This is a genomic window from Candidatus Bathyarchaeia archaeon (assembly GCA_035283685.1).
Taxonomy (GTDB): domain Archaea; phylum Thermoproteota; class Bathyarchaeia; order Bathyarchaeales; family Bathyarchaeaceae; genus DATETJ01.
Map to the genome: position 1 here is coordinate 198,417 of DATETJ010000011.1, position 23,376 is coordinate 221,792.

At 48.3% G+C, this 23,376-nt stretch carries 28 protein-coding genes; 16 read left to right on the forward strand and 12 right to left on the reverse strand.

The genetic code is table 11. The annotated features are described in order from the left end of the window. On the reverse strand, nt 1-702 hold the full coding sequence (locus tag VJ249_11500; GenBank protein ID HKZ95184.1) for a DUF120 domain-containing protein: 702 nt from the start codon (nt 700-702) through the stop codon (nt 1-3). Between the two features lie 69 nt (nt 703-771). Beyond that, the gene (locus VJ249_11505) at nt 772-1,416 is read right to left on the reverse strand and encodes a TMEM165/GDT1 family protein (protein ID HKZ95185.1); all 645 of its coding nucleotides are present in this window, start codon (nt 1,414-1,416) and stop codon (nt 772-774) included. Between the two features lie 50 nt (nt 1,417-1,466). Between VJ249_11505 and VJ249_11510 the strand changes: the two genes are divergently transcribed. The 4 genes from VJ249_11510 (at nt 1,467) to VJ249_11525 (ending at nt 3,497) form a co-directional block, all read left to right on the forward strand. Beyond that, the gene (locus VJ249_11510) at nt 1,467-1,781 is read left to right on the forward strand and encodes a ferredoxin family protein (protein ID HKZ95186.1); all 315 of its coding nucleotides are present in this window, start codon (nt 1,467-1,469) and stop codon (nt 1,779-1,781) included. Between the two features lie 289 nt (nt 1,782-2,070). Continuing rightward, the gene (locus VJ249_11515; protein HKZ95187.1) at nt 2,071-2,295 is read left to right on the forward strand and encodes a hypothetical protein; all 225 of its coding nucleotides are present in this window, start codon (nt 2,071-2,073) and stop codon (nt 2,293-2,295) included. Nucleotides 2,296-2,443: 148 nt separating this feature from the next. Continuing rightward, nucleotides 2,444-2,701: an Lrp/AsnC ligand binding domain-containing protein gene (locus tag VJ249_11520; GenBank protein HKZ95188.1), complete on the forward strand. Its 258-nt coding sequence runs from the start codon at nt 2,444-2,446 to the stop codon at nt 2,699-2,701. A 310-nt stretch (nt 2,702-3,011) separates the two neighbouring features. Continuing rightward, a complete protein-coding gene (locus VJ249_11525) occupies nt 3,012-3,497 on the forward strand; it encodes a hypothetical protein (protein HKZ95189.1) in 486 nt (161 codons plus the stop codon). 87 nt (nt 3,498-3,584) lie between these two features. Here VJ249_11525 and VJ249_11530 read toward each other — a convergent pair whose 3' ends face one another. After that, on the reverse strand, nt 3,585-3,974 hold the full coding sequence (locus VJ249_11530) for a hypothetical protein (GenBank protein ID HKZ95190.1): 390 nt from the start codon (nt 3,972-3,974) through the stop codon (nt 3,585-3,587). Nucleotides 3,975-4,115: 141 nt separating this feature from the next. Here VJ249_11530 and VJ249_11535 point away from each other — a divergent pair, with 141 nt between their 5' ends. Beyond that, nucleotides 4,116-5,351, forward strand: a complete 1,236-nt coding sequence (locus tag VJ249_11535) for an MFS transporter (GenBank protein HKZ95191.1) — start codon at nt 4,116-4,118, stop codon at nt 5,349-5,351. A gap of 5 nt (nt 5,352-5,356) precedes the next feature. Here VJ249_11535 and VJ249_11540 read toward each other — a convergent pair whose 3' ends face one another. Further along, nucleotides 5,357-6,220, reverse strand: a complete 864-nt coding sequence (locus VJ249_11540; protein ID HKZ95192.1) for a metallophosphoesterase — start codon at nt 6,218-6,220, stop codon at nt 5,357-5,359. Nucleotides 6,221-6,245: 25 nt separating this feature from the next. Then, entirely contained in the window at nt 6,246-7,088 is an 843-nt protein-coding gene (locus tag VJ249_11545; GenBank protein HKZ95193.1) for an inositol monophosphatase family protein, read from the reverse strand. A gap of 57 nt (nt 7,089-7,145) precedes the next feature. On the opposite strand from VJ249_11545, the gene VJ249_11550 reads away from it, so the two are divergent. The 3 genes from VJ249_11550 (at nt 7,146) to truD (ending at nt 10,091) form a co-directional block, all read left to right on the forward strand. Then, entirely contained in the window at nt 7,146-8,366 is a 1,221-nt protein-coding gene (locus tag VJ249_11550; protein ID HKZ95194.1) for an NAD(P)/FAD-dependent oxidoreductase, read from the forward strand. A gap of 82 nt (nt 8,367-8,448) precedes the next feature. Beyond that, complete coding sequence (pth2, locus tag VJ249_11555) at nt 8,449-8,811, forward strand: peptidyl-tRNA hydrolase Pth2 (protein HKZ95195.1); 363 nt, start codon at nt 8,449-8,451, stop codon at nt 8,809-8,811. After that, complete coding sequence (gene truD / locus VJ249_11560; GenBank protein ID HKZ95196.1) at nt 8,808-10,091, forward strand: tRNA pseudouridine(13) synthase TruD; 1,284 nt, start codon at nt 8,808-8,810, stop codon at nt 10,089-10,091. Before pth2 ends, truD begins: the two co-directional genes overlap by 4 nt. Nucleotides 10,092-10,095: 4 nt before the next feature. Here truD and aspS read toward each other — a convergent pair whose 3' ends face one another. The 3 genes from aspS to albA form a co-directional block, all read right to left on the reverse strand. Beyond that, nucleotides 10,096-11,415, reverse strand: coding sequence for an aspartate--tRNA(Asn) ligase (aspS, locus tag VJ249_11565; protein HKZ95197.1), 1,320 nt, complete (start codon nt 11,413-11,415; stop codon nt 10,096-10,098). Between the two features lie 23 nt (nt 11,416-11,438). After that, on the reverse strand, nt 11,439-11,951 hold the full coding sequence (locus VJ249_11570) for a hypothetical protein (protein HKZ95198.1): 513 nt from the start codon (nt 11,949-11,951) through the stop codon (nt 11,439-11,441). Between the two features lie 152 nt (nt 11,952-12,103). Further along, nucleotides 12,104-12,388 (reverse strand): DNA-binding protein Alba, encoded by a 285-nt coding sequence (gene albA, locus VJ249_11575; protein HKZ95199.1) that lies wholly within the window; start codon nt 12,386-12,388, stop codon nt 12,104-12,106. A 215-nt stretch (nt 12,389-12,603) separates the two neighbouring features. Here albA and VJ249_11580 point away from each other — a divergent pair, with 215 nt between their 5' ends. From VJ249_11580 to sucD, 3 genes are read left to right on the forward strand one after another with little or no spacing between them, the layout of a single operon-like run. Next, nucleotides 12,604-13,068, forward strand: a complete 465-nt coding sequence (locus VJ249_11580) for an Lrp/AsnC family transcriptional regulator (protein HKZ95200.1) — start codon at nt 12,604-12,606, stop codon at nt 13,066-13,068. A 27-nt stretch (nt 13,069-13,095) separates the two neighbouring features. Then, a complete protein-coding gene (gene sucC / locus VJ249_11585) occupies nt 13,096-14,241 on the forward strand; it encodes an ADP-forming succinate--CoA ligase subunit beta (protein HKZ95201.1) in 1,146 nt (381 codons plus the stop codon). A 6-nt stretch (nt 14,242-14,247) separates the two neighbouring features. Next, nucleotides 14,248-15,120, forward strand: a complete 873-nt coding sequence (gene sucD / locus VJ249_11590; GenBank protein HKZ95202.1) for a succinate--CoA ligase subunit alpha — start codon at nt 14,248-14,250, stop codon at nt 15,118-15,120. Nucleotides 15,121-15,172: 52 nt separating this feature from the next. Here the strand turns inward: sucD and VJ249_11595 are convergent, their stop codons facing one another. Further along, nucleotides 15,173-16,402 (reverse strand): DUF438 domain-containing protein, encoded by a 1,230-nt coding sequence (locus tag VJ249_11595; protein ID HKZ95203.1) that lies wholly within the window; start codon nt 16,400-16,402, stop codon nt 15,173-15,175. An 18-nt stretch (nt 16,403-16,420) separates the two neighbouring features. Continuing rightward, entirely contained in the window at nt 16,421-16,780 is a 360-nt protein-coding gene (locus tag VJ249_11600; protein HKZ95204.1) for a DsrE family protein, read from the reverse strand. Nucleotides 16,781-16,916: 136 nt separating this feature from the next. Here VJ249_11600 and VJ249_11605 point away from each other — a divergent pair, with 136 nt between their 5' ends. The 5 genes from VJ249_11605 to VJ249_11625 all read left to right on the forward strand — a co-directional run bounded on the left by VJ249_11605 (nt 16,917) and on the right by VJ249_11625 (nt 22,140). Beyond that, the gene (locus VJ249_11605; GenBank protein HKZ95205.1) at nt 16,917-17,420 is read left to right on the forward strand and encodes a rubrerythrin family protein; all 504 of its coding nucleotides are present in this window, start codon (nt 16,917-16,919) and stop codon (nt 17,418-17,420) included. Nucleotides 17,421-17,495: 75 nt separating this feature from the next. After that, nucleotides 17,496-17,942: a ferritin-like domain-containing protein gene (locus VJ249_11610; protein HKZ95206.1), complete on the forward strand. Its 447-nt coding sequence runs from the start codon at nt 17,496-17,498 to the stop codon at nt 17,940-17,942. Between the two features lie 140 nt (nt 17,943-18,082). Beyond that, a complete protein-coding gene (locus VJ249_11615) occupies nt 18,083-19,015 on the forward strand; it encodes a trypsin-like peptidase domain-containing protein (protein HKZ95207.1) in 933 nt (310 codons plus the stop codon). Nucleotides 19,016-19,205: 190 nt separating this feature from the next. Next, nucleotides 19,206-20,123, forward strand: coding sequence for a thioredoxin-disulfide reductase (gene trxB, locus VJ249_11620; protein ID HKZ95208.1), 918 nt, complete (start codon nt 19,206-19,208; stop codon nt 20,121-20,123). A gap of 70 nt (nt 20,124-20,193) precedes the next feature. After that, a complete protein-coding gene (locus VJ249_11625) occupies nt 20,194-22,140 on the forward strand; it encodes a molybdopterin-dependent oxidoreductase (protein ID HKZ95209.1) in 1,947 nt (648 codons plus the stop codon). Nucleotides 22,141-22,158: 18 nt separating this feature from the next. Here VJ249_11625 and VJ249_11630 read toward each other — a convergent pair whose 3' ends face one another. Beyond that, on the reverse strand, nt 22,159-22,506 hold the full coding sequence (locus tag VJ249_11630; GenBank protein ID HKZ95210.1) for a NitrOD5 domain-containing protein: 348 nt from the start codon (nt 22,504-22,506) through the stop codon (nt 22,159-22,161). A gap of 16 nt (nt 22,507-22,522) precedes the next feature. After that, on the reverse strand, nt 22,523-23,254 hold the full coding sequence (locus tag VJ249_11635) for an ATPase domain-containing protein (GenBank protein ID HKZ95211.1): 732 nt from the start codon (nt 23,252-23,254) through the stop codon (nt 22,523-22,525). Nucleotides 23,255-23,376 lie beyond the last annotated feature (122 nt).

Consider the following 23,376-nt stretch of genomic DNA (forward strand, 5'->3'; position numbering starts at 1 on the left):
TTAGGGCAAGGTGAGAACTTCAACCTTAATCTTCTGTCCATCCTTGAGTTTAAGGTGAGATCGAAGATAGACTGGCGAAACTATCTCGATTACGGATGAGTCGTAATGGGTTCGCATGGCAGTTAAGATGGCGCCTTTAACCTTGTTGTTGATTATTGCAGGATAGCATCTGACGCCGCCAAACGATCTTGACTCATTTTGGAAGCCATGCAACTCAATGGCAGGATATGATTCCAGCTCGCCTCTGGTCTTGATGTCATAGTCGGTGGTGAGTTTGAGGTTCAAAGTTCCCGGATAAGGGTCAAAGCCTAGTTTTTCGAGGAACTGTTTGCGGTAACCCTCTTTCGACACGTAGTATGCGCCCTCGCCCAGCCCTGTGAATAACACGCCTTCCAAAGTGACTGACGGTGGATAGGCGGCTTCGAAGACAAGGCCGAGATTGGAGTACAACTGCTTCAGTTCCTGTTGGCCAGTGTCTGTGACTTTGACCAAGCATCCATCAGGTGTTATGTTTCTTTTCAGCCAACCTTTCTTTTCGAGTTGAATCAGGTAACGCGACGCGGTTTGCTGGGAGAGACCCATCTTGTCGGCGAAGTATTCGGTTGAGACTTTGACGGTGCGGCGTGAGGCGCCCAACTCAGCAAGTTTATACAACGCGTACAGATATTTCCAAGATTGTGCGCTGAGGGTCGGCGGCTTCATTCTTGACTTCGCCTGTAGGTGAGGAAGTGAGGACTGTGTATTTAAGCCACTCGAAAACGAGTTGCTAGCCTAAAACACTTTGTTTCCAGTCAGTGAGCTCCAGATGAATAGGAGGCCGAACACGATGAAGAGTAAGCCTGAGCCTATTCTAACGTATTTCAAAGGAACCCATCTGGATATGGTTGTGCCGAGCAACACGCCTAACGCAGTTAATGCGGCAAATGCCAGCATCACTCCAACAAACACCAACAACGGCGCATCGTATTCAGCAGCCAACGAAACGACTGCTAACTGTGTTTTGTCGCCTAGCTCCATTAGAGCTATGAGAGAAAAGGAAGAAGCCATAGCTAGGGATTTCTCTTCGATCTGGGGTTTCTTAGATTTCTCAAAAAACAATGTGTAAGCAGCGAACGCCATGAAAGCAATGCCGGCGCCTATGCCTACCCAAAATGCCGGGATTAGTGCTGCAATAGCTCCGCCTGCAAGAGCGCTTATTCCATCGACGAGGGCAAAAGCCAACAGGGCGCCTATGAACACGTTTATGGATTTACGTTTTGAGCTTAGGCTGATAACTGCAAGCTGGGTTTTGTCTCCTAGCTCTGCTATCATGACAAGACTGAATGATGCTAGCAGAGGTAGGAAATCCATGGCGAGAGCAGTAGTGGGCAGTGCATTTAAGGATTTTTGCAGGTTTAAGATGGTTAAGCAAAGCATAAATATTCAGCTTAACGTGTATTTTGCCAAAAGGAAGGTGAAAATTCGATTTGCCAATTGATCCTGATTTCATGAAGAACAAAGCCGAGTCTGGAGAGCATGCTGGACACAAGGTTAGAGGCGAAGTGAAAGCGCCGGAGAAACTTGGCGTCCATGGAACACTGGTTGCGGTTGATCAGGACTGCTGCAACGGAGATGGCATCTGCATATCTGTCTGTCCGGTCAGCGTCTTCGATTGGGTTGACTCACCAGGACATCCAACGTCTGAGAAGAAATCTGATCCCGTCAGCGAACCTCAATGCATATACTGTCGAGCTTGCGAAGTGCAGTGTCCAACACAGGCCATAAAGATAACTGAACCGTAACCTGGCTGACAGACTCGTTTCCGCAGTTTCCGATGAGCTGTTGGAAACCTAGCTTATTTTTTGATTCTTCAGTTTCGATTCGCTTAACTTGGCTCAGATGTTTGATCAGGCTCTTCTTTAAGCAAGATAATGTTGAATGATTGTTGGAAAAGGAAAAATCCGAGCGTTATGTTGCGTTATGGTATTTGAATGATGCGTCTTATGAATGTGTACTTGTGTTTCATAAACGCTATATAAATTCGACACCACACAACCAAAAACGTCGAACAACAAAGGGACGTTGAACACGTTGAAACAAACAAACCCGCAGGTACTAACAATCGATCTGTCTAGGATTGATGGAAACGGCGATTTTCCATGCCCCAACTGCAGCGTGATGATATCACCTGAAGACACGAGTGAGACCGTTTACACCATTGCTGACACGCGGATGGACGGCGGGTCCTTGGAAGAACTAACAATTCAATGCAACAAGTGTGGAGCCAAGATCCGCCTTATCGGGTTCGTTTCATAGACGCGCGTGATCGCTTTTTTGGTGGGTTTTTTCGCCGTTCATGATTTTGTGTAGTTCCCGATTAGTGGTGGCTATGCCCTGTGGCTTGCTTTGCGAATCTTTTATTAATGGAGTCATTTGCATATAGCACATTTGAGGGGAAAATGTCATGGCGAAAGCGTTCGTGTTGATAAACACTGAGGCTGGAATGGAGCAAGACGTGGTCAACCAACTCAAGAACATGAAAAGTGTGAAAGAAGCTTACACTGTCTACGGAGTCTACGACGCTGTGGCCTATGTGGAAGCAGAGAAGATTGATGAGTTGAAGAACGCTGTATCCTATGAAATTCGTAAGCTCAACGGCGTCCGCTCAACCGTGACCATGATGGTTGCGGAAGGAAAGAAAGTCGGCACTAGTCCACCCTAGTTTGGGCAAAATCACAGCTGCTTTCAGCCTGTTTCAAGTGCGGTAGCCGCAACCTTGTCATTTTTGGCCTTTTTTTGAAGGGTTAATACGTAAAGTTAATGCCGCGCCCTAGGTTTTCAATAACTTTGAGCATTGTGCCATGCTGCTCTTGAAAGATGAGTGTGCGCTTTGCAAGCGTGTTGTTTCAAGTTCTTATTTGAGACGTTGCACACGTTGCAGCAAGCTCTACTGTTTCGACTGTACCATGTTCACTAAGGATGGTTATGTTATCTGCTTGAATTGTGCTCGAAGAGAAGTTACGCCTCGCCATTTGGGAACAAAGTACAGCTCGTTGAGTCGCTATCTCTTGCGCAGAGGCATGTTCACTGGCAGAGTTGTGGTTCCAATAGGCGATATTGAGGGAATAATAGGAGACAACTTGCCGATTAATGCTTCTCGCGAAGCTGAGTGGTGGAACAATACTCGAAGTCGACCTTGGGTAGCTGTTGGATGGCACGTCGAAAGGGTTGATTTGGACAATCACACAGTTACATTCATTAGAGTTGCCAAGCCAGCGGTTAGACCCAGAAAGAAGGAAAACAAGAAGACAGAGTTTTTCAAACGTCCGCTGGGATTTCCCAAGCCAAGGCGAGCAGCGCAGCCATCAAAGACAAAGATTGCCAAGGCTCAAGCTAGAGCTAGAAACATTGAGCGCCGAAGAATGATGACCGAGCAACAACGAGGGAAAATTCAGCCAAGGTCAGCTTATGAGAAACGCTTGTTCAAACCTGACGCCAAGCCGTCAACCGCAGATTAGAGATGTGAATATTCGCTCTTCGAGTGCGTGGAAGAAGAAGACGGATCTCGCTTAGTGCCTTCTTCTACCGATTTGGCTTCACGTCTTTCAAGCTTCAACGTAGCTGTGTCCCACGCATTCGATGTATTCCATTCCCGTTGCCTGAATGCCCAACTTTGTCATGGATTCCAGTTGCGAATGGAACCGCTGCATGAAATGCTCCAAAGTTTCGGTGCCCAAATTTCTGAAGCTGGCATCAGTTAGCCGGTACGCGCCGCTCTGATCTTTGGCAACGAAGAAAATCGCGAAAGCCGCATAATCTGTTTTCCTAAGAGCTGATTGAAGACACCCCTGTTTATCGGATTCTTTGCAGTCGAAGAACACTTGATGAGCTTTAGAATACCATTGTCGCAGTTTGTACTCTGGAAAGTCCAAGCTCGGATACTTTTGCTTCAGTGATTCGACATAGTCTTGAGCGAGTGCGATCTCAGAACTCATATGTGTTTCCACCAATTGCGTCAAGTGGATTATAGATGTCGCATCTGATAAAACCTAGCGCCTTATTTGAAATGGTTAAATATCTCACTCCGGTACTAGACAGCCCACGACCCAACGTTTAACCGAGGACTGTTATCGAAGTTGTCGTTCTTCGACAAACTCAGAGAAGAATTTTCGTTCGTCCGAGGCAACTACCTCGTCCTCGTAATAAGCTGGGTTTTCATTGACTTCGGAAATGAAATACCAGGCGCATACTACCCCTTATACGTCAAAGACCTAGGGGGCAACGAGCCAATCCTCGGCTTAATAGGCTTCGTAGCCCTCATCTGTTTGGCTTCAGTGCAGTTTCCAGGAGGCTACCTAGCCGACAAATACGGAAGAAGATGGCTGATATTCACCATGACCTTCGGCGTCGCGCTGTCCTACATATTTTTTGCTCTGGCTCCAAGCTGGGAGATCATTCTCTTAGGAGTAGTGGTGCAAAACCTGTGTTTGATATATCAACCAGCACTGTTCGCCATGATTTCAGATTCACTGCCACCTGAAAAACGCGGTATGGGAACCTCCATAACTCAACTTATAGCATCGGTGGCCACGACGCCTGGACCTGCCATAGCTGCTTTCTTGTACACTATTTATGGATCTATAATGGGCATGAGAATAGGCTACGGCGTGGTCATCGTTTTGTTTCTGGTAGCAGCCGCCTTGCGATCAAATCTTAAAGAAACCATTTCTGATCCGCACAAGATCAGCGCCATGGAGATATTAAGGGCTTATCCCGCTTCACTTAAGGAGAGTTTCAGGGTTTGGAAGGTTGTGCCTAGGTCAACGTTTCATCTGTTCTTGGCTTTTCTGGTTGGTGGATTTTCGTTTGCTATGATACAGACTTTCACTGTGGTCTACGCTGTTGAGGATCTGGGATTGTCTAGGCCAGAGTGGTCGCTTGTCCTCATGGTTTTGTTTGCTGCAATGATCGGCTTGGCCATTCCAGTCGGCAAACTTGTTGACAAAGTTGGGAGAAAAATCCCGTTGTTGCTCTCTTATGCATTTGCTGCTCCTGCGCTGTTGCTCTTCATCTATGGTGATCTTTACAGACTGTTCTTATCGTTGATCTTGTTGGGTTTGACCCAGTTGATGATGTTTTCCTCGTATTCAGCTCTCATGGCGGATTTGGTGCCGAAGGAGCAGAGAGGAAAAGTGACCGGTTTTTCACAGTTTTTCAGTTACATTGTCATGGCTTTGGGAGTCCTGTTAGGAGGCATGCTGTATACTAGCGTCAGCCATCAATTCCCATTCTTCCTGATGCTGATCTTCCTTATCCCGCAATTTCTCATCACACTGTTCATGGTTCATGAGCCGAAGCACCGCGAACAGTGAGAGCGTTAGCTTAAGCTTCTCAGTTGATTGACTGCACCGAGAAAAGTGCCATCGAGCATATTGATCTCAGCGTTTTCAACGTCTATGGCGCCTGACCGCAGAAGTGGTCCAAGATACTCAATTGATTGACTGCCTCCTCTCTCATACCTGCCTCCGCTCTTCCTGTTTATCGGCCTGCCGCCAAGAAACTCGTTGAAATAGGGCATAATGTAGAACTCGGACACTTTAAGCCGCACACTGAATTTCTCGAACAAAAGCTTGGAAGGATCCTCGCCAGCTTTCACTCTGAAGCCCGCACCCTTCAAAAAAGACCGAGCAAGCTGATCCTGGTTTACGCCTGCCTTAAACCAGACCTGCGTTGTGATTCGGAATCCCAGCTGGTCACGAAAAGCCACAGTTGGGTGCACATGCCCAATAACCAAGTTGCGATATTGAAGCAATTCAGCCGCAGGCCACGCGTTGCCGTGAGAGAAACCGACATCAAACAAAGCGATGCCCGTTGACGGAATGATCTGCACCGCTGAAGGTAGAAGCGGCTCCAAGTTCCCGTCATGATTTCCCAAAACAACTTTGATGTCGGGCACTTTCTGCGTCAGAGCTTCGAACAGGTCAGGTATGTCGCGCCACTCTTCAAGTTCCACGCGTGCGATTGTGTGCTTAACATCGCCTAGAAATAGCAGGCTTGTAGGCTTGTACAAGTCTACGAGTTTGAGCAATCTATTCTTCATCTTTGGCGTTTGCGAAGGAACGTGAATGCCCTGCTCAGCTAGAGCCACTTCCCAGCCTATGTGAAGATCAGCCACAGCGAGAACTCGTTCTTCGCCCTTCCTCACCAGCAACGCAGGATATGGAAAAAGTGGCGACAACAAGATGCGTTGGACGCTCCTAAGACCTTTACCTGCTTGGTCTTAACCAATTCGTGATTACATCGTGCATTTGCCTGTTTGCCGCTGCAATGAACGACACGCGCTGTTTAGGATCCAGCGGAGCGTCAAGTCTGCCCCCTTCGGCTGTGGTTATGATTCCACCAGCCTCGAGCAGGATCAAGTATGCCGCGGCTATATCGGTTATTCTTAGCTTACCGCGAATGTCAATGAAAGCATCGCTTGTTCCATCGGCGACGTAACAGATTTCTAGAGCGTTGGCTCCCAGATGGCGTAAATGTCGTGTCCTCTCCAAGATTCTCACCAGCCGGTTGACTAGCTGCGGCGTCTTGAAAGTGCTGAAATCCACGCCCACCATGGCTTCTTCGAGCCTTTGTGTGTCCGAAGGCTTGATTCTTTTCCTGCCCTTGTAGGCGCCTTTACCTTTCTCAGCAACGTAGGTTACGTCTCTGAGTACATCAGCAACCAAGGCAACATTCACATCGCTCAACATCGGCTTTCTCGAAACTGCTAGAGAGATATTCACAAAGGGCAGGCCTCGAATAGCATTAGCGGTTCCATCAACTGGATCAGCAACTACAAAAAACTCAGAAGGAGACTCACCGATCCGCATGACTCCGGACTCTTCGCTGATCAGGGTACAGGAGACGTTGTGCTTCTGCAGGGTCTGGACTAGCGCGTTTTCAGCCGCCAAGTCAATCTGCTTCTTCACGTCGCCGCCTGCGCCTATTCCATATCCCTGCTTGGCTTGCGCTGAGCCAAACAAAGGCCGCACTTGTCGTTTCATGCTCTTAGCGCATGCTTTGAGTACGGTGAGCCAATCAACCAACGAAGCTATTCCTCTTCTACTCATGATATTGGCGTGCACTTTTAAGCGTGCACTCAGCCTAATCTATGCCAGAATCGCCCATTGGACAGAAGCAAAGTGCAGACACAAGCTGACGTTGTGGTGGTAGGCGCTGGACCAGCAGGCTCTTTCGCCGCTTTGACAGCTGCCAAACTCGGCAATGACGTCGTTATCTGCGAGGAACATAGCGGCGTAGGCTTGCCCAGCCACTGCGCCGGACACATTAGCATCAAAGGGCTAAACCAAGTGGGACTCCGAATGCCAGAGAAGGCCATGGAAAACAAAATTGCCAGCGCAATCTTTTACTCGCCCTCAGGCAACGAGTTCAGAGTAAGACTTCCTTCGCCTGTAACCTACGTGATCAATAGATCCATGTTTGATAAGCACTTGGCACAACTCGCAGAACAAGCAGGCGCCAAGCTCTTGCTTGGAACAAAAGCGGAAGAACTCTTGATGGATCAAGGCTCGGTTCAAGGAATCTCACTCAAGAACGCAAAGCGCTTGAAATCAAAAATCGTGATCAATGCTGAGGGTTGTGCCTCCACACTTTTGAAGCAAGTCGGTCTGCAAACCTTTGACAAATCAATGGTTGTTAACGCGGTCAACGGCGAAGTCGACAGCATCAACGGCTTAGAACACGACACAGTTGAAGTCTTCCTAGGGCAGAAGTATGCTCCAGGCCTTTACGCTTGGATAATACCCAAACAGGACGGCTCAGCGAAAGTCGGACTAGCTACGAAACACGGAAACCCAAAAGAGCATCTTAACCATTTCCTGAGTACACACCCTGTTGCCCGCAAGAAAATCAGATTTAGCGATGTTAAGAATCTGTCATTTCACCTAATCCCTCTGGGCGGACCAATACCCAGAACATATCACAATGGATTCCTCGTCGTCGGCGACGCAGCTTCACACGTGAAGCCTACAACAGGCGGTGGTGTTGTAATGGGCTTGACATGTGCTAAGATCGCCGGAGAGACAGCGTCAGAGGCGGTACAGAACAACAATTCGTCAGAGGACTTCTTGTCACGTTACCAGATAAGATGCCAGCGGGCAATCGGTTTCGACATGATGGCCATGCGTCAAATGAGACTGATGCTGAACCGCCTCTCCGACAAGAAACTCGATGCAATAGTCAACTTGTGCCAACAATTCAAATTGAATGAGGAACTCCGGAAAGTGAAGGACATCGATTTTCAGGGCAAATCAACGCTTCAATTGCTGAAAAGCCCAAGCGCATGGGCTGTGGCTCTATACTCGCTTGTGGCTTCTCTGACATCCTAAGTCAATTTTTGCTTCAATCTGCGCTTCATCGAACAAAAGCCTTAATCAAACCCTGAACAACACGATAACCGTGCCATAGCAAATGTCCGACTTCACGTACAAGCAAGTCATCGTCATGCGCGCCGACCTGAAGATGGGCAGAGGCAAGATCGCAGCTCAAGCCGGGCACGCGGCGATCTCAGCGGCTGAGGAAGCTCGGAAGCATTTTCAAAGATGGTGGAAAGCTTGGCTCGACGAAGGACAATGCAAAATCGCTGTCAAAGTCAACAGCGAAGCCGACCTGCTCAAACTTGAAGACATGGCACGACAGTATAACCTGCCCTACGCGCTGATTTCAGACCGAGGCTTAACCCAACTGGAGCCCGGCACCATCACGTGTCTAGCCATTGGTCCAGCGCCCTCGCCTGAAGTAGACAAGATTACAGGTAAGCTGACGCTTCTTTGACCGTTCCATTACTTGAGAAAAGGATTGGCATTGAAGTTTACGCAACCAAAAGCCAAGGCATTGGTGGAAAACTGCGCCATTTTCCCGAAGACTTCAAGGTAGAAGAGATTCTCACAAACGGGTCAACAGCTAAGATCGAACCCAATAATATGCCTATTATTACAGGACATGGTAGATACCTCATCCACGTGCTAGTCAAATGCAACGTGGACACCTTTCAAGCAGTACAGATAGTTGCCAACAAACTAGGCATCAACGTTGAACGTATCCAAATCGGCGGAATAAAAGACGCCAAAGCCCTAACCGCCCAGCACATAAGCGTAAGTCGAATGCTGCCAGAACAAGCAACACAGATCAAAACCACTAGCCTATGGGTGTATCCGCTACTTTTTTCCAACGAAAAAATGGATTCAAGTATGTTGTTTGGCAACAATTTTCACATCAACATAAGAGCCATTAACCATCCAGCCTCAGCCATCACGAAGCGCCTTGAAAACGTTAACCGCAACCTGCTCAAACTCGGCGGATGCCCGAACTTCTTTGGGCACCAACGCTTCGGCACGATCCGGGCAATAACCCACTTGGTGGGCAAAGACATACTGCTGGGCGAATGGGAAAAAGCAGCGCTCACATTTCTGGCAAAACCCAGCGTACTCGAGCGTCCTGAGTCAAGACAAGCAAGGCAACAGCTATGGAACACTCAAGACTACGAAAGCGCCCTTCGTTATTTTCCGCCTAGACTTGTCTACGAGCGACAAATGCTCAAACATCTTGCCCAACAACACAGAGACTTCATCGGCGCCTTTCACCGCCTACCAATAAAGCTGTGCCAGCTTTTCATCCAAGCGTACCAATCCTATCTATTCAACAGGTTCCTGAGCCAACGCATTATGCACGGGCTACCGCTCAAGAAACCGCGAGCAAATGAATACAGGTTGACAATAGACAGCAGAGAACACGTAGCTCTTCCATTGATAGGCTACAGACAAGGCATCTCAGGTGGACTGCAAGGTGAAATCGAAAAGACATTGCTTGAAGAGGAAGTCGTGCCGCCTGACAAGTTCAAAATCCCCGCCATGCCCAGAATCAGCTCATCAGGCGGTGTGCGAACAGCACTTACCGAAGTCATCGACTTGCACTTAGAAAGACCCTCTCGAGATGAAACTAACATAAGCAGGAAGAAGATAGGGCCCAGTTTCACCTTGAGAAAAGGTTCTTACGCCACAGTGGTCTTACGCGAATTCATGAAGCCGAGGAACCCAGTTAAGGCTGGTTTCTAGTTGCTCAGGGTGTAAGCCTGAAGCGATCTCTTGGAAACAACGTGACTTCACGTATGTTGTATTTGCCCGTCAAAACCATGGCAAACCTCTCTAGACCCAATGCCCACCCTGCATGAGGCGGCATACCATAGTCGAAAGCCTGCAAATGATACTTGAACGAGTCAGGGTTCAACCCCTGCTCCCTCAACCGTTGAGTCAGCACGTCTTTTGAGTCCACCCTTGTGCCGCCTGAGGCGAGTTCTATCCAGCTCCACATCAGGTCGAAAGCCGCGCAAAGCTGTGGCTTGTCACCTCGCGGCTTCAAGTAAAACGGTTTAGACTTGGTCGGCCAGTCAGTGATCCAGTAATAATAGGGGTGCAACTTGCCTACGGTTCTCACCGCTTGCGTCGGAACGTCCTCTCCCCACGGAATTTCAATGCCTTCTTTTTTCAATTCCCTAAGAATCTGATCGTAAGTGAATCTGCGGAACGGTTTTTCGGGCACTTCCACCTTGTGTTTCAGAGCTTTCAGTTCTTTCTTGCAGCGGTCGTTCACTTCCTCGCAGATGTAATGCACGAGTTGCTCAAGTGTTTGCATAACGTCTTCAGCCGTGACGAATGCCTGCTCGATGTCGATGGAATTGAACTCGCTGATGTGCCTTCGCGTATGTGACATTTCAGCCCTGAAAAACGGTCCAATTTCAAAGACCTTCTCAAAATCGATGACCAACTGCTCTTTGTACAGCTGGGGACTCTGAGCCAAATACGCTTCTCTGTCATAGTAATCAACTGAAAACAACGCGGCTCCACCTTCAGTGGCTGAACCAATAATTCTCGGAGTATGCACCTCGATGAAGCCCAGTTGAGAAAGGAAACTGCGGGTTGCCTCGCAGCCCACATGCTGAATCCTGAATATGGCACGGCTTTCTTCCCTTGACAAGTCTAACACACGCGCATCTAACCGAGCATCAATTTTGGACGGCGTCTTTCCAGTAATGTCAAGCGGCAAGGGTTGTTGCGCCACCCCCAGCACTCGAATCTCACTCGGGATAACTTCAACCCCGCGCGGTGTCATCTTGGTCGATTGAACTGTGCCCTTGATGCCGATGCTGTATTGTCTTCCCAATGCTTCCGATTTTTCGAGTACTTGAGGAGCCACTTTCTTTCTGTGTATGGTGATTTGAACGGTGCCTTCTCGGTCTTGAAGGATGATGAAGCGTAAGCCGCCTAGGTCCCTTATGTCCTGAATCCAACCAAATAGAACAACTTCCTTTCCGTTCAGCTCAGGCGTCACGCCAAGCGTGTAATGGGTTCTTCTCCAGTCTCCCAACTCGTCAAGTTTCATGTCAATCTTCGCTCCATCAGTCTCTAATCGGCATACTCCACGCGCAGGGTAATTCCGCGAACCTTTTGGGCAATCTGTTTGATGGCTTCCACATCAAAGGGCGGTCTTCGTCCCCGTCTTCGCAGAATAACCCGTGTCTCCTGACTGCCATCGGGCAACCAGATGGTGTTGATGGTGATAATGCTTACAGGCGCAAACAAGTCTTCAAGGAATTTTCGCTCGTCCACGCCTGCTTCCAGAACTTTCACGTTTTTGCCGGTTTTTTCACCGATGGTTCGAATGATCTTTCCTCCGGTGCTCAGAAGTCGAGTCACATCTCCCTTGCCAAGGATCAGCGCTAGTACGACGTCTGTTTCAACGGCCTTGTGAAAGTTGATTTCCTGCAGGGGGGGATGCGAACTTTCAAGTGAGAGCAGTAAACGACCTATTTCCAGATCAGTCTGGCTGATCTCGCCTTGCTTAAGCTTCGCTTGGCATTTTGAGCACAGAATCCCACTTTTTAGGCAAAATTGGCAAACATTCACCATCTTGGGCATCTGTTAATCAGCGTCCCTCAACAACCACCCCGGTGGTAATTCATACGAGCACTGTCTATGATAATATAAACCTTCCGTGAATTTTTAGCAGAAAAAGGAAAAAAGGGTGGCGAAGGTCTTTTGCCTGCGCTGTCTTGTTCGCCTCGTTGTTTTTACCTTGTCAGCGTGATTTCGATGGTGCTGACGTTGGTTGGTCCACGTCCCTCTTCGCCTAGTCGCGGTGGCAGTTGCTGTGTGCCGATGTCAATTGCCTTTATTTTGACGTCTGGCAGGAATCGGCGTCTGCATATTTCGACAACGTCCACTGCGTGGCTGATGGCTCTTCCTCTTGCTTTAACTTTTATTTCTGGTGCGTTGCCGTGGAAGAGGGTTATGCAAGCTAGGACGTAGTTCATTGCAGGCTTTCGCCCGATCAAAACAGCATTGCTTTCACGCATGCTTTCACGCGGCTCTGACATCTTGTTGTTTCACTCCTTGATGGTTTTTGTCAAAGGCGTTTTGTGTGCTCCTTTGCAAGCAGTTTAATGCGTGGCGGAATTTTATAACTGTTACTCTATAGGCAGCGTTACTGGTAGTATTTTGTGAATGTGCAGTAAGACATATATGTTGACGTTAGTAAACACAGACCTTTCCTAGGACAAGGTGTTACATCTTGAGCCGTGAAATCCCGTCTGGAAAACCTTTTCGACTGCTTAACATGCTCTATGAAAAGGGCAAACCGACCAGCACTTACACTTTGACAGTGAAGCAAGCAGAATTGGCTAAGCAACTCAACATAAGCCGGCAAGCATTGAATGTGCACTTGCGTAAGCTTCGAACTCAAGGACACATTCGCACTGGCAGAGGCTTCATCGATGTTACAGAAAAAGGACTTGCCATTTTAGGCGTGTCGGTTAACCCTGCGTTCGTGTTCGTTAAGGTGTCGCCTTTGAAACGCGTGCACGCCTACGCGGAGATTATTCAGTTCCCAGTTGAGCGTATTTACAGAGTAACTGGCGACATGGATGCCATTATTCAGGTGGAAAGGGAGAAGCTGGATGACGCGCTTAAAAGACTAGCTTTAGTTGAGGGCATAGAAGACACAAAATCTTACATAACCATTCAGACACTCAAATAAACTCCTTCCAAAATGGATGTGAACGCATTGAAACTCTACGAGTATGAAGCAAAACAGATAGCTGCAAAGTATGGTTTGCCAACGCCTCGAGGCTTCTTAGCCAAGACTACAAAAGAAGCCCGTGAATTCGCATCTCTCATAAATGCGCCTGTCGCAATCAAGTCTCAGATTCTTGTAGCTGGCCGAGCCAAGGCTGGCGGAATACTGTTTGCTGATTCTCCTGCTGACGCTGAGAAGGCTGCTGCGCAGCTTCTGGGCAAGGAAATCAAAGGAGTAAAAGTTCAAAGCGTGTGGGTTGAAGAGAAAGTCGCGATTAAAAGAGAGTTGTACTTCAGCTTCACCGTGGATCGATCTGACCGCAGTTACGTGGCTGTCGCGTCTGGCGAAGGCGGCGTCGACATAGAACAGTTGGCAAAAACCTCGCCTGAGAAGATTGTGAAGGTTACAGTTGATCCTGTGTATGGGTTTCGTCCTCACCATGCTAGACACGTCGCTAAAAAGTTGGGTTACGCTGGAGACCAGATGGTTGAAATTGCTTCAATTTTCCTAAAGCATTACAGGGCTGCAATGGACTTCGACGCCGAGCTAGCTGAAATGAACCCGCTGGTTGAGACTGCTGAAGGCAAGTTTGTGGCTGCTGACACGCGACTCATCATCGATGACAACGCCTTGTATAGACATCCGGAGTTTAAGAGCCGCCTCATGGAAGAGGCAGAGCTGACGCCGCAGGAGCTGGCGGCTCAAAAAAGTGGTTTAGCATATGTTAAACTCGATGGAGACGTTGGCATAATCGGCAACGGCGCTGGACTAGTTATGGCTACGTTAGATGTTATTCAACTGTATGGTGGAAAGCCAGCGAATTTCCTAGACGTTGGAGGTGGAGCCTCAGCTGACATGATGGCTGTTGCTCTAGATATCGTGCTGTCCGACCCAAACGTGAAAGCCGTGTTCATCAACATTCTGGGCGGCATAACGCGTTGTGATGAAGTGGCTAACGGCGTTCTTGAGGCTCAAAAGCGAGTTGGCTTGACTAAGCCAATGGTGATTCGCCTTGTGGGGACAAACGAGGAGGAAGGAAGGCGCATACTTATCGATGCGGGCATTCATGTTTTAGATAGTATGGAAGAAGCCTCGCAGAAGACAGTTGAAATCAGCAAGAGCGGAGGCGTGTAGCACACTATGGGAGTCTTCGTCAACAAGGCAACCAGAGCCATTGTTCAAGGAGTTACAGGCTCGCAGGGCAGCTTTCACACACGGCTGATGCTTGAATATGGCACGCAGATTGTGGCAGGTGTGACGCCGGGTAAAGGCGGAGCCAGAGTTCACAGTGTACCTGTATACGACACGGTTCGGGAGGCAAAGGATGGACGTGGCGCTGATGCTTCAATTATCTTTGTTCCTGCGCCTTTTGCTGCCGATGCGGCTTTTGAGGCTTTAGACGCTGGCTTGAAAACTATCGTGATTATTACCGAGCATATTCCTGTTCGAGACGCTGTCCTTGTGATGCACCGTGCTAAGCAGGAAGGCGCTGTTATTATTGGTCCAAACACTCCGGGCGTCCTCACAGTAGGCGAGTGCAAGCTGGGGATCATGCCGGCACATGTATTCAAGCAGGGGAGTGTAGGCTTGGCGTCTCGCAGTGGTACATTAACGTACGAAATAGCTGCGGGTCTAAGCGTTCGAGGCTTAGGTCAATCTACATGCATTGGGTTGGGCGGCGACCCAATTGTTGGATTGAGCTTCATTGACGTCTTAAAGGAATTTGAGCGAGATGAGCAAACGAAAGCTGTGGCGTTAATCGGCGAAATAGGCGGCAGCTTCGAGGAGCTAGCAGCTGAATACATTGCGACCGAAGGTTACTCTAAACCTGTTGTAGGCTTTGTAGCTGGGCGAACAGCGCCGCCGGGCAAACGCATGGGACACGCAGGCGCAATCATCATGGGCAGCAGTGGAACTGCAGCCAGCAAGATCGAAGCATTCAGAAAAGCAGGCGTTCCCGTTGCTGACAAACCTGGAGACGTCGCCAGGCTGTTGGCTGAAAGGCTGGGCTGATTAGCGTACGTAACTGAGTCTTGGAGTAGACAGAAGCGTTGCGACAGGAAACCTAGTTGGTCCAGTCTAGAAGTCTCTTTTCTCCTTCGAGTTGCCTGATATCCGTAACGTCCTGCGTAATCTCCATGGTTCCAAGGTACTTACCGTCCTTATTGCGTACAGCAAAGTATCGAATATGAATCATTCGACCTTTCATGTTGATCCAGAATTCTGCAACGTCTTTTCTGCCGCTTTTGAAGCTGTCAAGAATTCGATTTACTATGTTGACGCTTTGCTGAGGGTGACACTGTTGAACCTTTCTGCCAATCACGGCCTTGGTACGTAGGAATACTTCAGACTTGTTGAAGAACCTCACAGTGTCCTCTGCGTCGACAAACGTTATGTCCACGGGAAGCGTTTTGAGAAGGGCTTCGATTCCAGCTTGAGGAAGTGTCCCAGTTTCAAGATTCAGAATTCCGTCAAGGACAACCAAGGCTTCTGTCATCGGTTTCTCAGGCTCTGCGACCTTTGAAACAGCGATCAATTGCTTCGGCGTGAAACGTGGATAGCCCACTGCGCCGAATTCTCTGCGAGCTTCCTTCCATTCTTCGTCTGTCACAACGCGAAGAGCCGTTGGAAAGAGTATGTTGTTCTCCTTGAAAAGGTGGCTTCCAAGCACAGTGATTATGGTTTCGGCTGATTCGGCAAGCTGCTTCCTGAAGTCTTCGAAGTCCATACTGGCGTAGCCCTGAATCAGGTTGTTGAATCGTTTCTTAGCCTCTCGAAGCTTGTTGTGTTCCATCCACATGATCGCTGGAGGCTCAGAGACGCCATGTTTCTCTAAGATCGGGAACAGCACGTTTTCCTCGCGTTTATAGTGTTTTTCAGCGTCCAAGAAGTCGTCGGCGATGCCTTTTAACTGACCTATTTCCTCGCTGACCTCTGCGAAGCTTGACCCCTGCGCAACTCTGCCCACTATGCTTTTGAGTTTCTCTAGGTGCTGTTGGAGGACTTTGTGTTCTTCCATGAGTATGTTGATCGAATATTCAGCCGGAGGAGGTGTCTTCGGCTTTTGGGCTTCCAACTGCTCTTGAAAAACCGCCAGATGAACGTCGCACATGCTGAGGATTTCCTCGCGTGGCATGCCCTCTTCCACTAGTTCCTGTTCAATCTTTGCTATCTCTTCAGGGGTCGTGCTCTCTAAAACCTGTTTGAACTTCACTTTGAGTTCAGCTGGCGATTTTCCAGCGTGTAACTGAACGATTATTTCTTTTAGCATCTTTTTCTTCTGAGCCGGATCCATCAAATTCTTTCACCAGACCTAGAAAGACAATACCTTTTGGCTTTGTTTAATCCATTGGACAAGATTGCCCACGGTTGTGCCAACTCGTACGCCGGGTACGAGTTCGTCTTGGCTTAGTCCCCTAGCGTTAATGCACGTGCGACACGCAACTACTTCTGCTCCTTGCTCGATTAATTCCTTCATCATCTTTTCAAGATTGTAGTAGCCCTCAGGCGGTTTTTGTCCTTTCTTGGCTGTGCTAACAGCGTCTCCGATGAGGAAGAGGTTAACCTTCATTTTGTCTGTACCAGTCATCAACGCTTTGGCCAATCTGAAAGCGTTCCAGGTTTTTTCATCTCCGTAGGGAGCTGCGTTCAAAATCATTGTTAATGTTTCCAAACTTGCACCTCAGTCATCACTATTAGGATGGGAGTTCTATGGATTCCAACAATCTGCTTAATTCGCTTTCGGTGGTTGTGACAATAAGCTTATTGGAAAATTCGAGCAAGAAATAATGTCATATGAGGTGGCAAGTGTGAGAAAAATGACAGAGGACAACTTGAAGACCGCGTTTGCTGGTGAAAGTCAGGCACACATGCGCTATTTGATATTCGCTAAGAGAGCTGAAGCTGAAGGATTCCACAATGTTGCCCGGATGTTCATAGCCATATCGTATGCGGAGCAGGTGCATGCTTCAAACCATTTCAATGCCCTCGGCTTGTTGCGAGGATCAACTGATAATCTTCAGATGGCTATTGAAGGCGAAACTTACGAGGTGAACGAGATGTATCCAGCGTTCAATGCTGTGGCTCAGCTGCAGGAGGAGAAAGGCGCTGTGCAAACCATCAACTTTGCGTTGCAAGCTGAGAAGATTCACGCCAGTATGTATGAGAAGGCTAAACAGGCAGTGGAAATGAGCAAGGATATTCAGCTTGGCTCAGTGTACATATGCGATGTCTGCGGCTACACGGTTGAAGGCGAAGCGCCTGACAGATGTCCTGTATGCGGCGCATCTGGAGAGAAGTTCAAGAAGTTCTAGGATTGGGAGGGAGCAGTTGGGATAAATCATAAATAATGTGCTAGGAGATAACAAGGGGTTCGTGAGGAATCTGCAATGAGCATATTGTTGAAGAAGGCTGATAGGGAGAAGATCATCAAGGCTTTGAACTTTGACATTGGACTTGAAATCGGCGCAATCGTGCAGTACATTATGCACGAAGTCATGGCAGAAGGCATGGAAAGTCCCGCGATCATGGAGAAGTTTGAAAGCATCGCTAAAGACGAAATGAAGCATCTAGAGCGCTTAGCTCAACGAGTGAATTATCTCGGAGGAATCCCAAACACTAAACCTGCGCCCGTCAAAGTGGGTGGTGCACTCAAGAAGATGGTTCAAGACGACTTGGACGGCGAGTACACGGCAATCAAAACCTACAAGCAGCATGTCCAAATGTGCGCGGACATCGGAGACACAACATCAAGGCTGATGCTGGAAGAAATTCTGTCCGATGAAGAGGGACATGCAGACACGTGGGAAACAGTTCTTCAAAAGACAGTTAAGTAGGAACACAAAATCGCCTTTCTGTCTCCATTTTTTCTCTAAATCGCCTGATAGATCACTTTCTCGACTGAATGAGTAGCTTTTATATAGCCTCAAAATGAGTGTATAGCGCTTCAGCCAACAGATTCGAAGAGGTTTGGAAAATGTCGTTTGATGAATCCGCCGTTCTTGAGGTCATAGAAAAGGTGAGCAAGAGCGTAGTTAACATCAACACGGTTCGCTTGCTTCAAGACTTCTACTATCAGGTTCTTCCGATTCAGGGAATGGGGTCAGGAGTGATATTTGACCCTAAAGGCTATGTTTTGACCAACAACCACGTCGTTGAAGGCGCGGAGAAGATCGACGTAACATTGCCTTTGTCTGGAGTTCTACGAGGCAAGAGAGTTGGAGCATGCGTCAGTGACGACGTCGCAATCATAAAGGTTGACGCCAAAGACCTTCCCTCGGCGGAGCTAGGCAACTCCGATGAACTGCGAGTTGGACAGACTGTGTTCGCCATTGGCAACCCGTTTGGATTGCAGGGAGCGCCCACAGTCACTAAGGGCGTGATAAGCGCAGTAAAACGATCAATCAGATCTGAGAGAGGCCTTTTCGAGGACTTGGTTCAAACGGATGCTTCAATTAATCCTGGCAATAGTGGCGGACCGCTTGTGGATGTCAAGGGCAGGGTTGTGGCACTCAACACGGCGATTGTGCCTTTTGCGCAGGGAATCGGTTTCGCCATACCAGTTAATCATGCTAAGCGCTGTGCAGAGGAGATTATGACTCATGGCAAGGTGATGCGTCCTTGGCTTGGCGTTAGCGGGTTAACCGTTACTCCAGAGATTGCTTCTTACTATAACTTGGCAGCGGATAGGGGCGCGCTTGTAATCGAGGTTTGGTCTGGCAGTCCAGCGGGTGAAGCTGGAATGGAAAAGGGCGATATTATCGTTGGTTTCGGTGACAAAGCCATAAACAGCGTTGATGAGTTGGTCAAGGAAGTTCAGAAAAGGAAGATTGGCGAGAAAGCCCGAGTGCTGTTGATCCGTGAAGGTGGAAGATCAATCGTAGAAGTGACTTTAGGGACTACGCCGTAGAACGGTCGATTGCCAGGGCTATTTTGGTTTTCCTCTAAGGATTCGTTTCTTGGGCAACCGGGGTTTCTTCACGCGTTCTTGTTCTTTGACTGACATGGGCTTGGGATTCACCTAAAAGATGGTTAGTTGGGAAACGATTTAAAGTCGCCGCTTGCTGTATTTGACTCAAACCAAAGCGGTGGTACAAAGATTGCATGACGTAATCATTATCGGTTCAGGGCCAGCTGGATTGACAGCAGCCATCTACGCTACCAGAGCGAAGCTGGACACGCTTGTGATTGGCGGCATGGCGTGGGGCGGTCAGCTAATGCTCACGAGCATGGTTGAGAATTTTCCCGGCTTTCCAGATGGGATACTTGGACCTGAACTGATGGCTCTGATGCGCCGGCAGGCTGAGAGAATGGACGTTGAAATTCTCTTTCAGGATGTGACTTCTGTTGATTTTTCCCGTCGACCTTTTCAAGTCAATGTTAGTGACAAGAGCTACGAGGCGAAAGCAGTCATCGTGGCCACAGGAGCAACTGCTAGGTCGTTGGGTTTGCGCTCTGAGATGAGATTAATAGGACGAGGTGTTTCCTACTGTGCTACTTGTGATGCACCTTTTTTCCGAGATAGAAAAGTTGTTGTAGTAGGCGGTGGAGATACAGCACTGGACGAAGCCTTAGCCTTAACCACCTATGCCCGAGAAGTCACGGTTGTACACAGAAGAGATAAGCTAAGAGCCTGCAAACTGCTGCAAGAACGCGTTTTCGCTGTCAACAAGGTCAACTTCATATGGAATAGCGTGGTTGAAGACATATTAGGCGAAGCCAAGGTCGAAGCAGTCAAACTAAAAAATGTTCAGACAGGTGAAGTGACAACGTTGCCCACAGACGCAGTTTTCGTCGCAATAGGCTACAAGCCCAACACTGATGTGTTTAAGGGGCAAATCCAGCTTGACGACTATGGTTACGTAATTGTACATGATGAGACAAGGACTAGTGTGGACTGCGTTTTCGCAGCGGGAGACGACCAAGACTTTCGGTACAAGCAGGCCATCACATCTGCTGGCTCAGGCGCAAAAGCAGCGTTGGATGCCGTTCGATACCTGCAGGAAAACCCGCTTTGAAAAAAGAGAGAAGATTATCGCTGCAAGCCGTGGTTAAATGCATCTCATGACCGTTGATTGAGGGTGAACTTTGGAAACCGTTGCCTCAATGTGCGCTTACTGCGGTTGCGGTTGCCGCCTTTTGTTCCAAGTTGAAAATGGACGAATTGTGAAGATTGTTCCTGATAAAACTGACAACCCAAGCGAGGGCATAGCCTGCGTCAAAGGCTTAACCTTACATGAGGCAGTAAGCGAAAACAAGGGAAGAATTCTCAAGCCTCTAATGAGGACAGACAAGGACAAGCCATTTGAAGAGGTCTCATGGGATGAAGCCTACCGTTTCATCTATGAGCGTACCCGAGACTTAGCTCCAAGCGAGGTTTTCATAAACGCGTCAGGCAAGATCACAAACGAAGATTGCTACGTAACACAGAAGTTTGCCCGAATCGCATACAAAACAAACAACATTGATGCCTGCTGCGCTCGACTCTGCCACGTCACAACCGTTGAAGGATTGGAGCATTGCTTCGGCAGTCGAGCAGCTTTCTCGAAAATGGACGATGTCTACAACTGCGACTGCCTTTTCATCATCGGTTCGAATCCAGCCTCAAACTACCCAGTGTTGCACAATCGTATCTTGAAGGCGCGACGCAAAGGATTAAAGGTTGTTTCAAGCCAAGCGGTCCACAACTTAACGGCGAAGTTTTCCGATGTCTCCATCCTCATTTATCCAGGCACGGAACTGGTGCTACTTAACGGCATCATGAACGCGTTAATCCAACAAGGCGCATACGATAAGTCAGCGGAGAACCTCGAAGGCTTCGAGAGACTCAAAAAAGTTGCTGACTTCTACAACATCGATTTTGTCCGCTACACTTGCGGCGTGGAGCTAGAACAGCTCAGACAGCTAATCGGCTACATAGCAGAGGCTGAGTCATTAGGCATCATCCATGGCATGGGCTTGACGCAGCATGTTACTGGATCCGAGAACGTTCATGCACTGCTCAACCTCACGATTCTCAAGAACGCGCAGTTGCTTTCGTTGAGAGGCGAAATCAACGTCCAAGGCGTAGGTGACATGGGCTGCCTCCCTGACCGCTTGCCAACTGGACCGTTGGCAACTGCACATCAGTTGGCTGCCAAATGGAACACGGAAGTCCCCATTGGAAAAGGGAAAAGCATAGTCGAGGCTTTTCTCATTTCGCCCCCAAAAGCCACATTCATTTCTGGCATGAACACGGCACAGTCTTTGCCCAATCTCAACGTGGTTCACCGCAATCTGCGCGACATGTTTGTAGTTGTTCTCGACCATTACTTCAACCTAACAACGAAGTTTGCTGACGTGGTTTTGCCAACTCCCTTGTTGTTTGAACGACATGGAACAATAACAAACGGTGAACGACGAGTCCGGTTAGTTCGAAAGGTCGTTGACTCTTGCGGCAACTGCAAATCCGAGTGGCAAATCTTCAAGGAATTATCAGCCTTCTTCGGCTGTGAAGTGCACTTCAATTATCCAGAGCCAGCTGACATTACAAAGGAAATTGTTACAGTGGTTCCAGCCTATCAACAAGTTGACGTTGACAGCATCTATGCGGGCAGCGATGCGTGGCCTGAGAAACGCATGCTTTTCCAACGATTTGTGCCCGAACATTTCGAAGGCGTAGAAGACATTCGAAGCGACAAATACCCGCTGATACTGACTTCATTTCGGTCAACGCACCACTTCTTGACAGGTGAGATGACTAATCAGGCTAAGACACTGATGAGCTTTCAAGAGGGACCGTACTGTTACGTGAGCCGCATGGACGCCGAACGATTGGGCATAGCAAACAGCGACGTGGTCGAGGCGTCAAGCAGTGTGGGCAGCATTCAATGCGAAGCGAGAATCGATGAAAACATACCTAAAGGTAGAGTTGGCATGCACTTCCATTTTGAACAACTGCTGGTCAACATGTTGTTTCCAACACAATTCGACGAGAACACGTTCACCCCGAACTACAAGATGACAGCTGTGAGAATAAGAAAGCTTCCAGCTTAACGAAGCCCACGTTAACTATCACACAAGCTGTTTCAACACGGACGGATTATGAGAGCTGAAAAGCTTTTGCGCCTTTTTCACCTCTTCTGCAAAATCGAAGCTGCCCTTGAGCTTTTGCTTCACCTCAAGCCTCAAGTGAAGGGACTCGAGGATTTTTCTCTCAACAATCTCTGTCCCGTACCCAAGGACTTCCTTCAAGCCCTCATCAAGAGATTTCGGATCCAATGCCGAGGAATCAAATCGAATGGTTGCCTTCTTTTCCAAATAAACAAGCACAGCATCGGAAATAGATGGACCGATGCTGTTCAAGCCGTCTTTTACAGCTTCAGTTAGAACTGTGCTGAACTTTGGTTGTCCTTTTTTCAAGATATACCACTCAGTGTTAAGGAATGTAGGGCATTAGCGAAATTCCATGATCTGAAATCACAATGTGACTGTAGTTCATGTTGTGGTTGGTGCCTCTCATCTTGCGCACCACTGCACGCTTTCGGATGCCTTCTCTTTCATCAATAGTTTCGAATAGAATTACGCCATCGGCCACGAATTCCTCAAAGCCAAGCCCAATCGTTTTGGTTCCGGTCGGAAGTTCCACGAGCAACAAGGTTGTGCAGTCGCTTTTTCCCATCAATTTGTCTAACATGTGAAGTATGATTCTTGCATCTATCCGTCTGTTGAAGGCTTGAGCCATGGCGGTAAACGAGTCCACCACTAATCTCTTTGCCCCAAGCTCCAGAACCTCTCTCGACAACATGCCAAGCGTTGACGAAACTGTATCTTCCCGTGTCGTAAGGAGATCCAAGAACTTGAACTTCCCTTGGCTTTCCAATGGCTCAAAATCGAAGCCGAACTTCCTCAAATTCTCATAGAAGAACTCCTTATGCTCCCCGAAAGACAAGTAGATGCCGCATTCGTTGAGGTTCTTTGCGCCATGATAGAGAAAATGCGCAGACGCGATAGTCTTGCCCGAACCCGGAGAGCCTGCCAGCAGGATGAGACTACCTCTAGGAAAGCCCCCTTCAATCATCTCATCCAAACCAACTATGCCAGAGGAGACCCTATTGTCCAGTTCATCGGCTTCGGGAACTGTCACCAAGTCGCTTTGCTGTTCAGACAAGTAAATACGCCTCCTCTCTATGTCAGAGGACCTTCATATTAATCGATTATGAATCGACAAACTGTATCAAAAACATGTTTCACCCTCGCTTTTCGGGAGAAATGAGAAGAGGCAAATTGGAT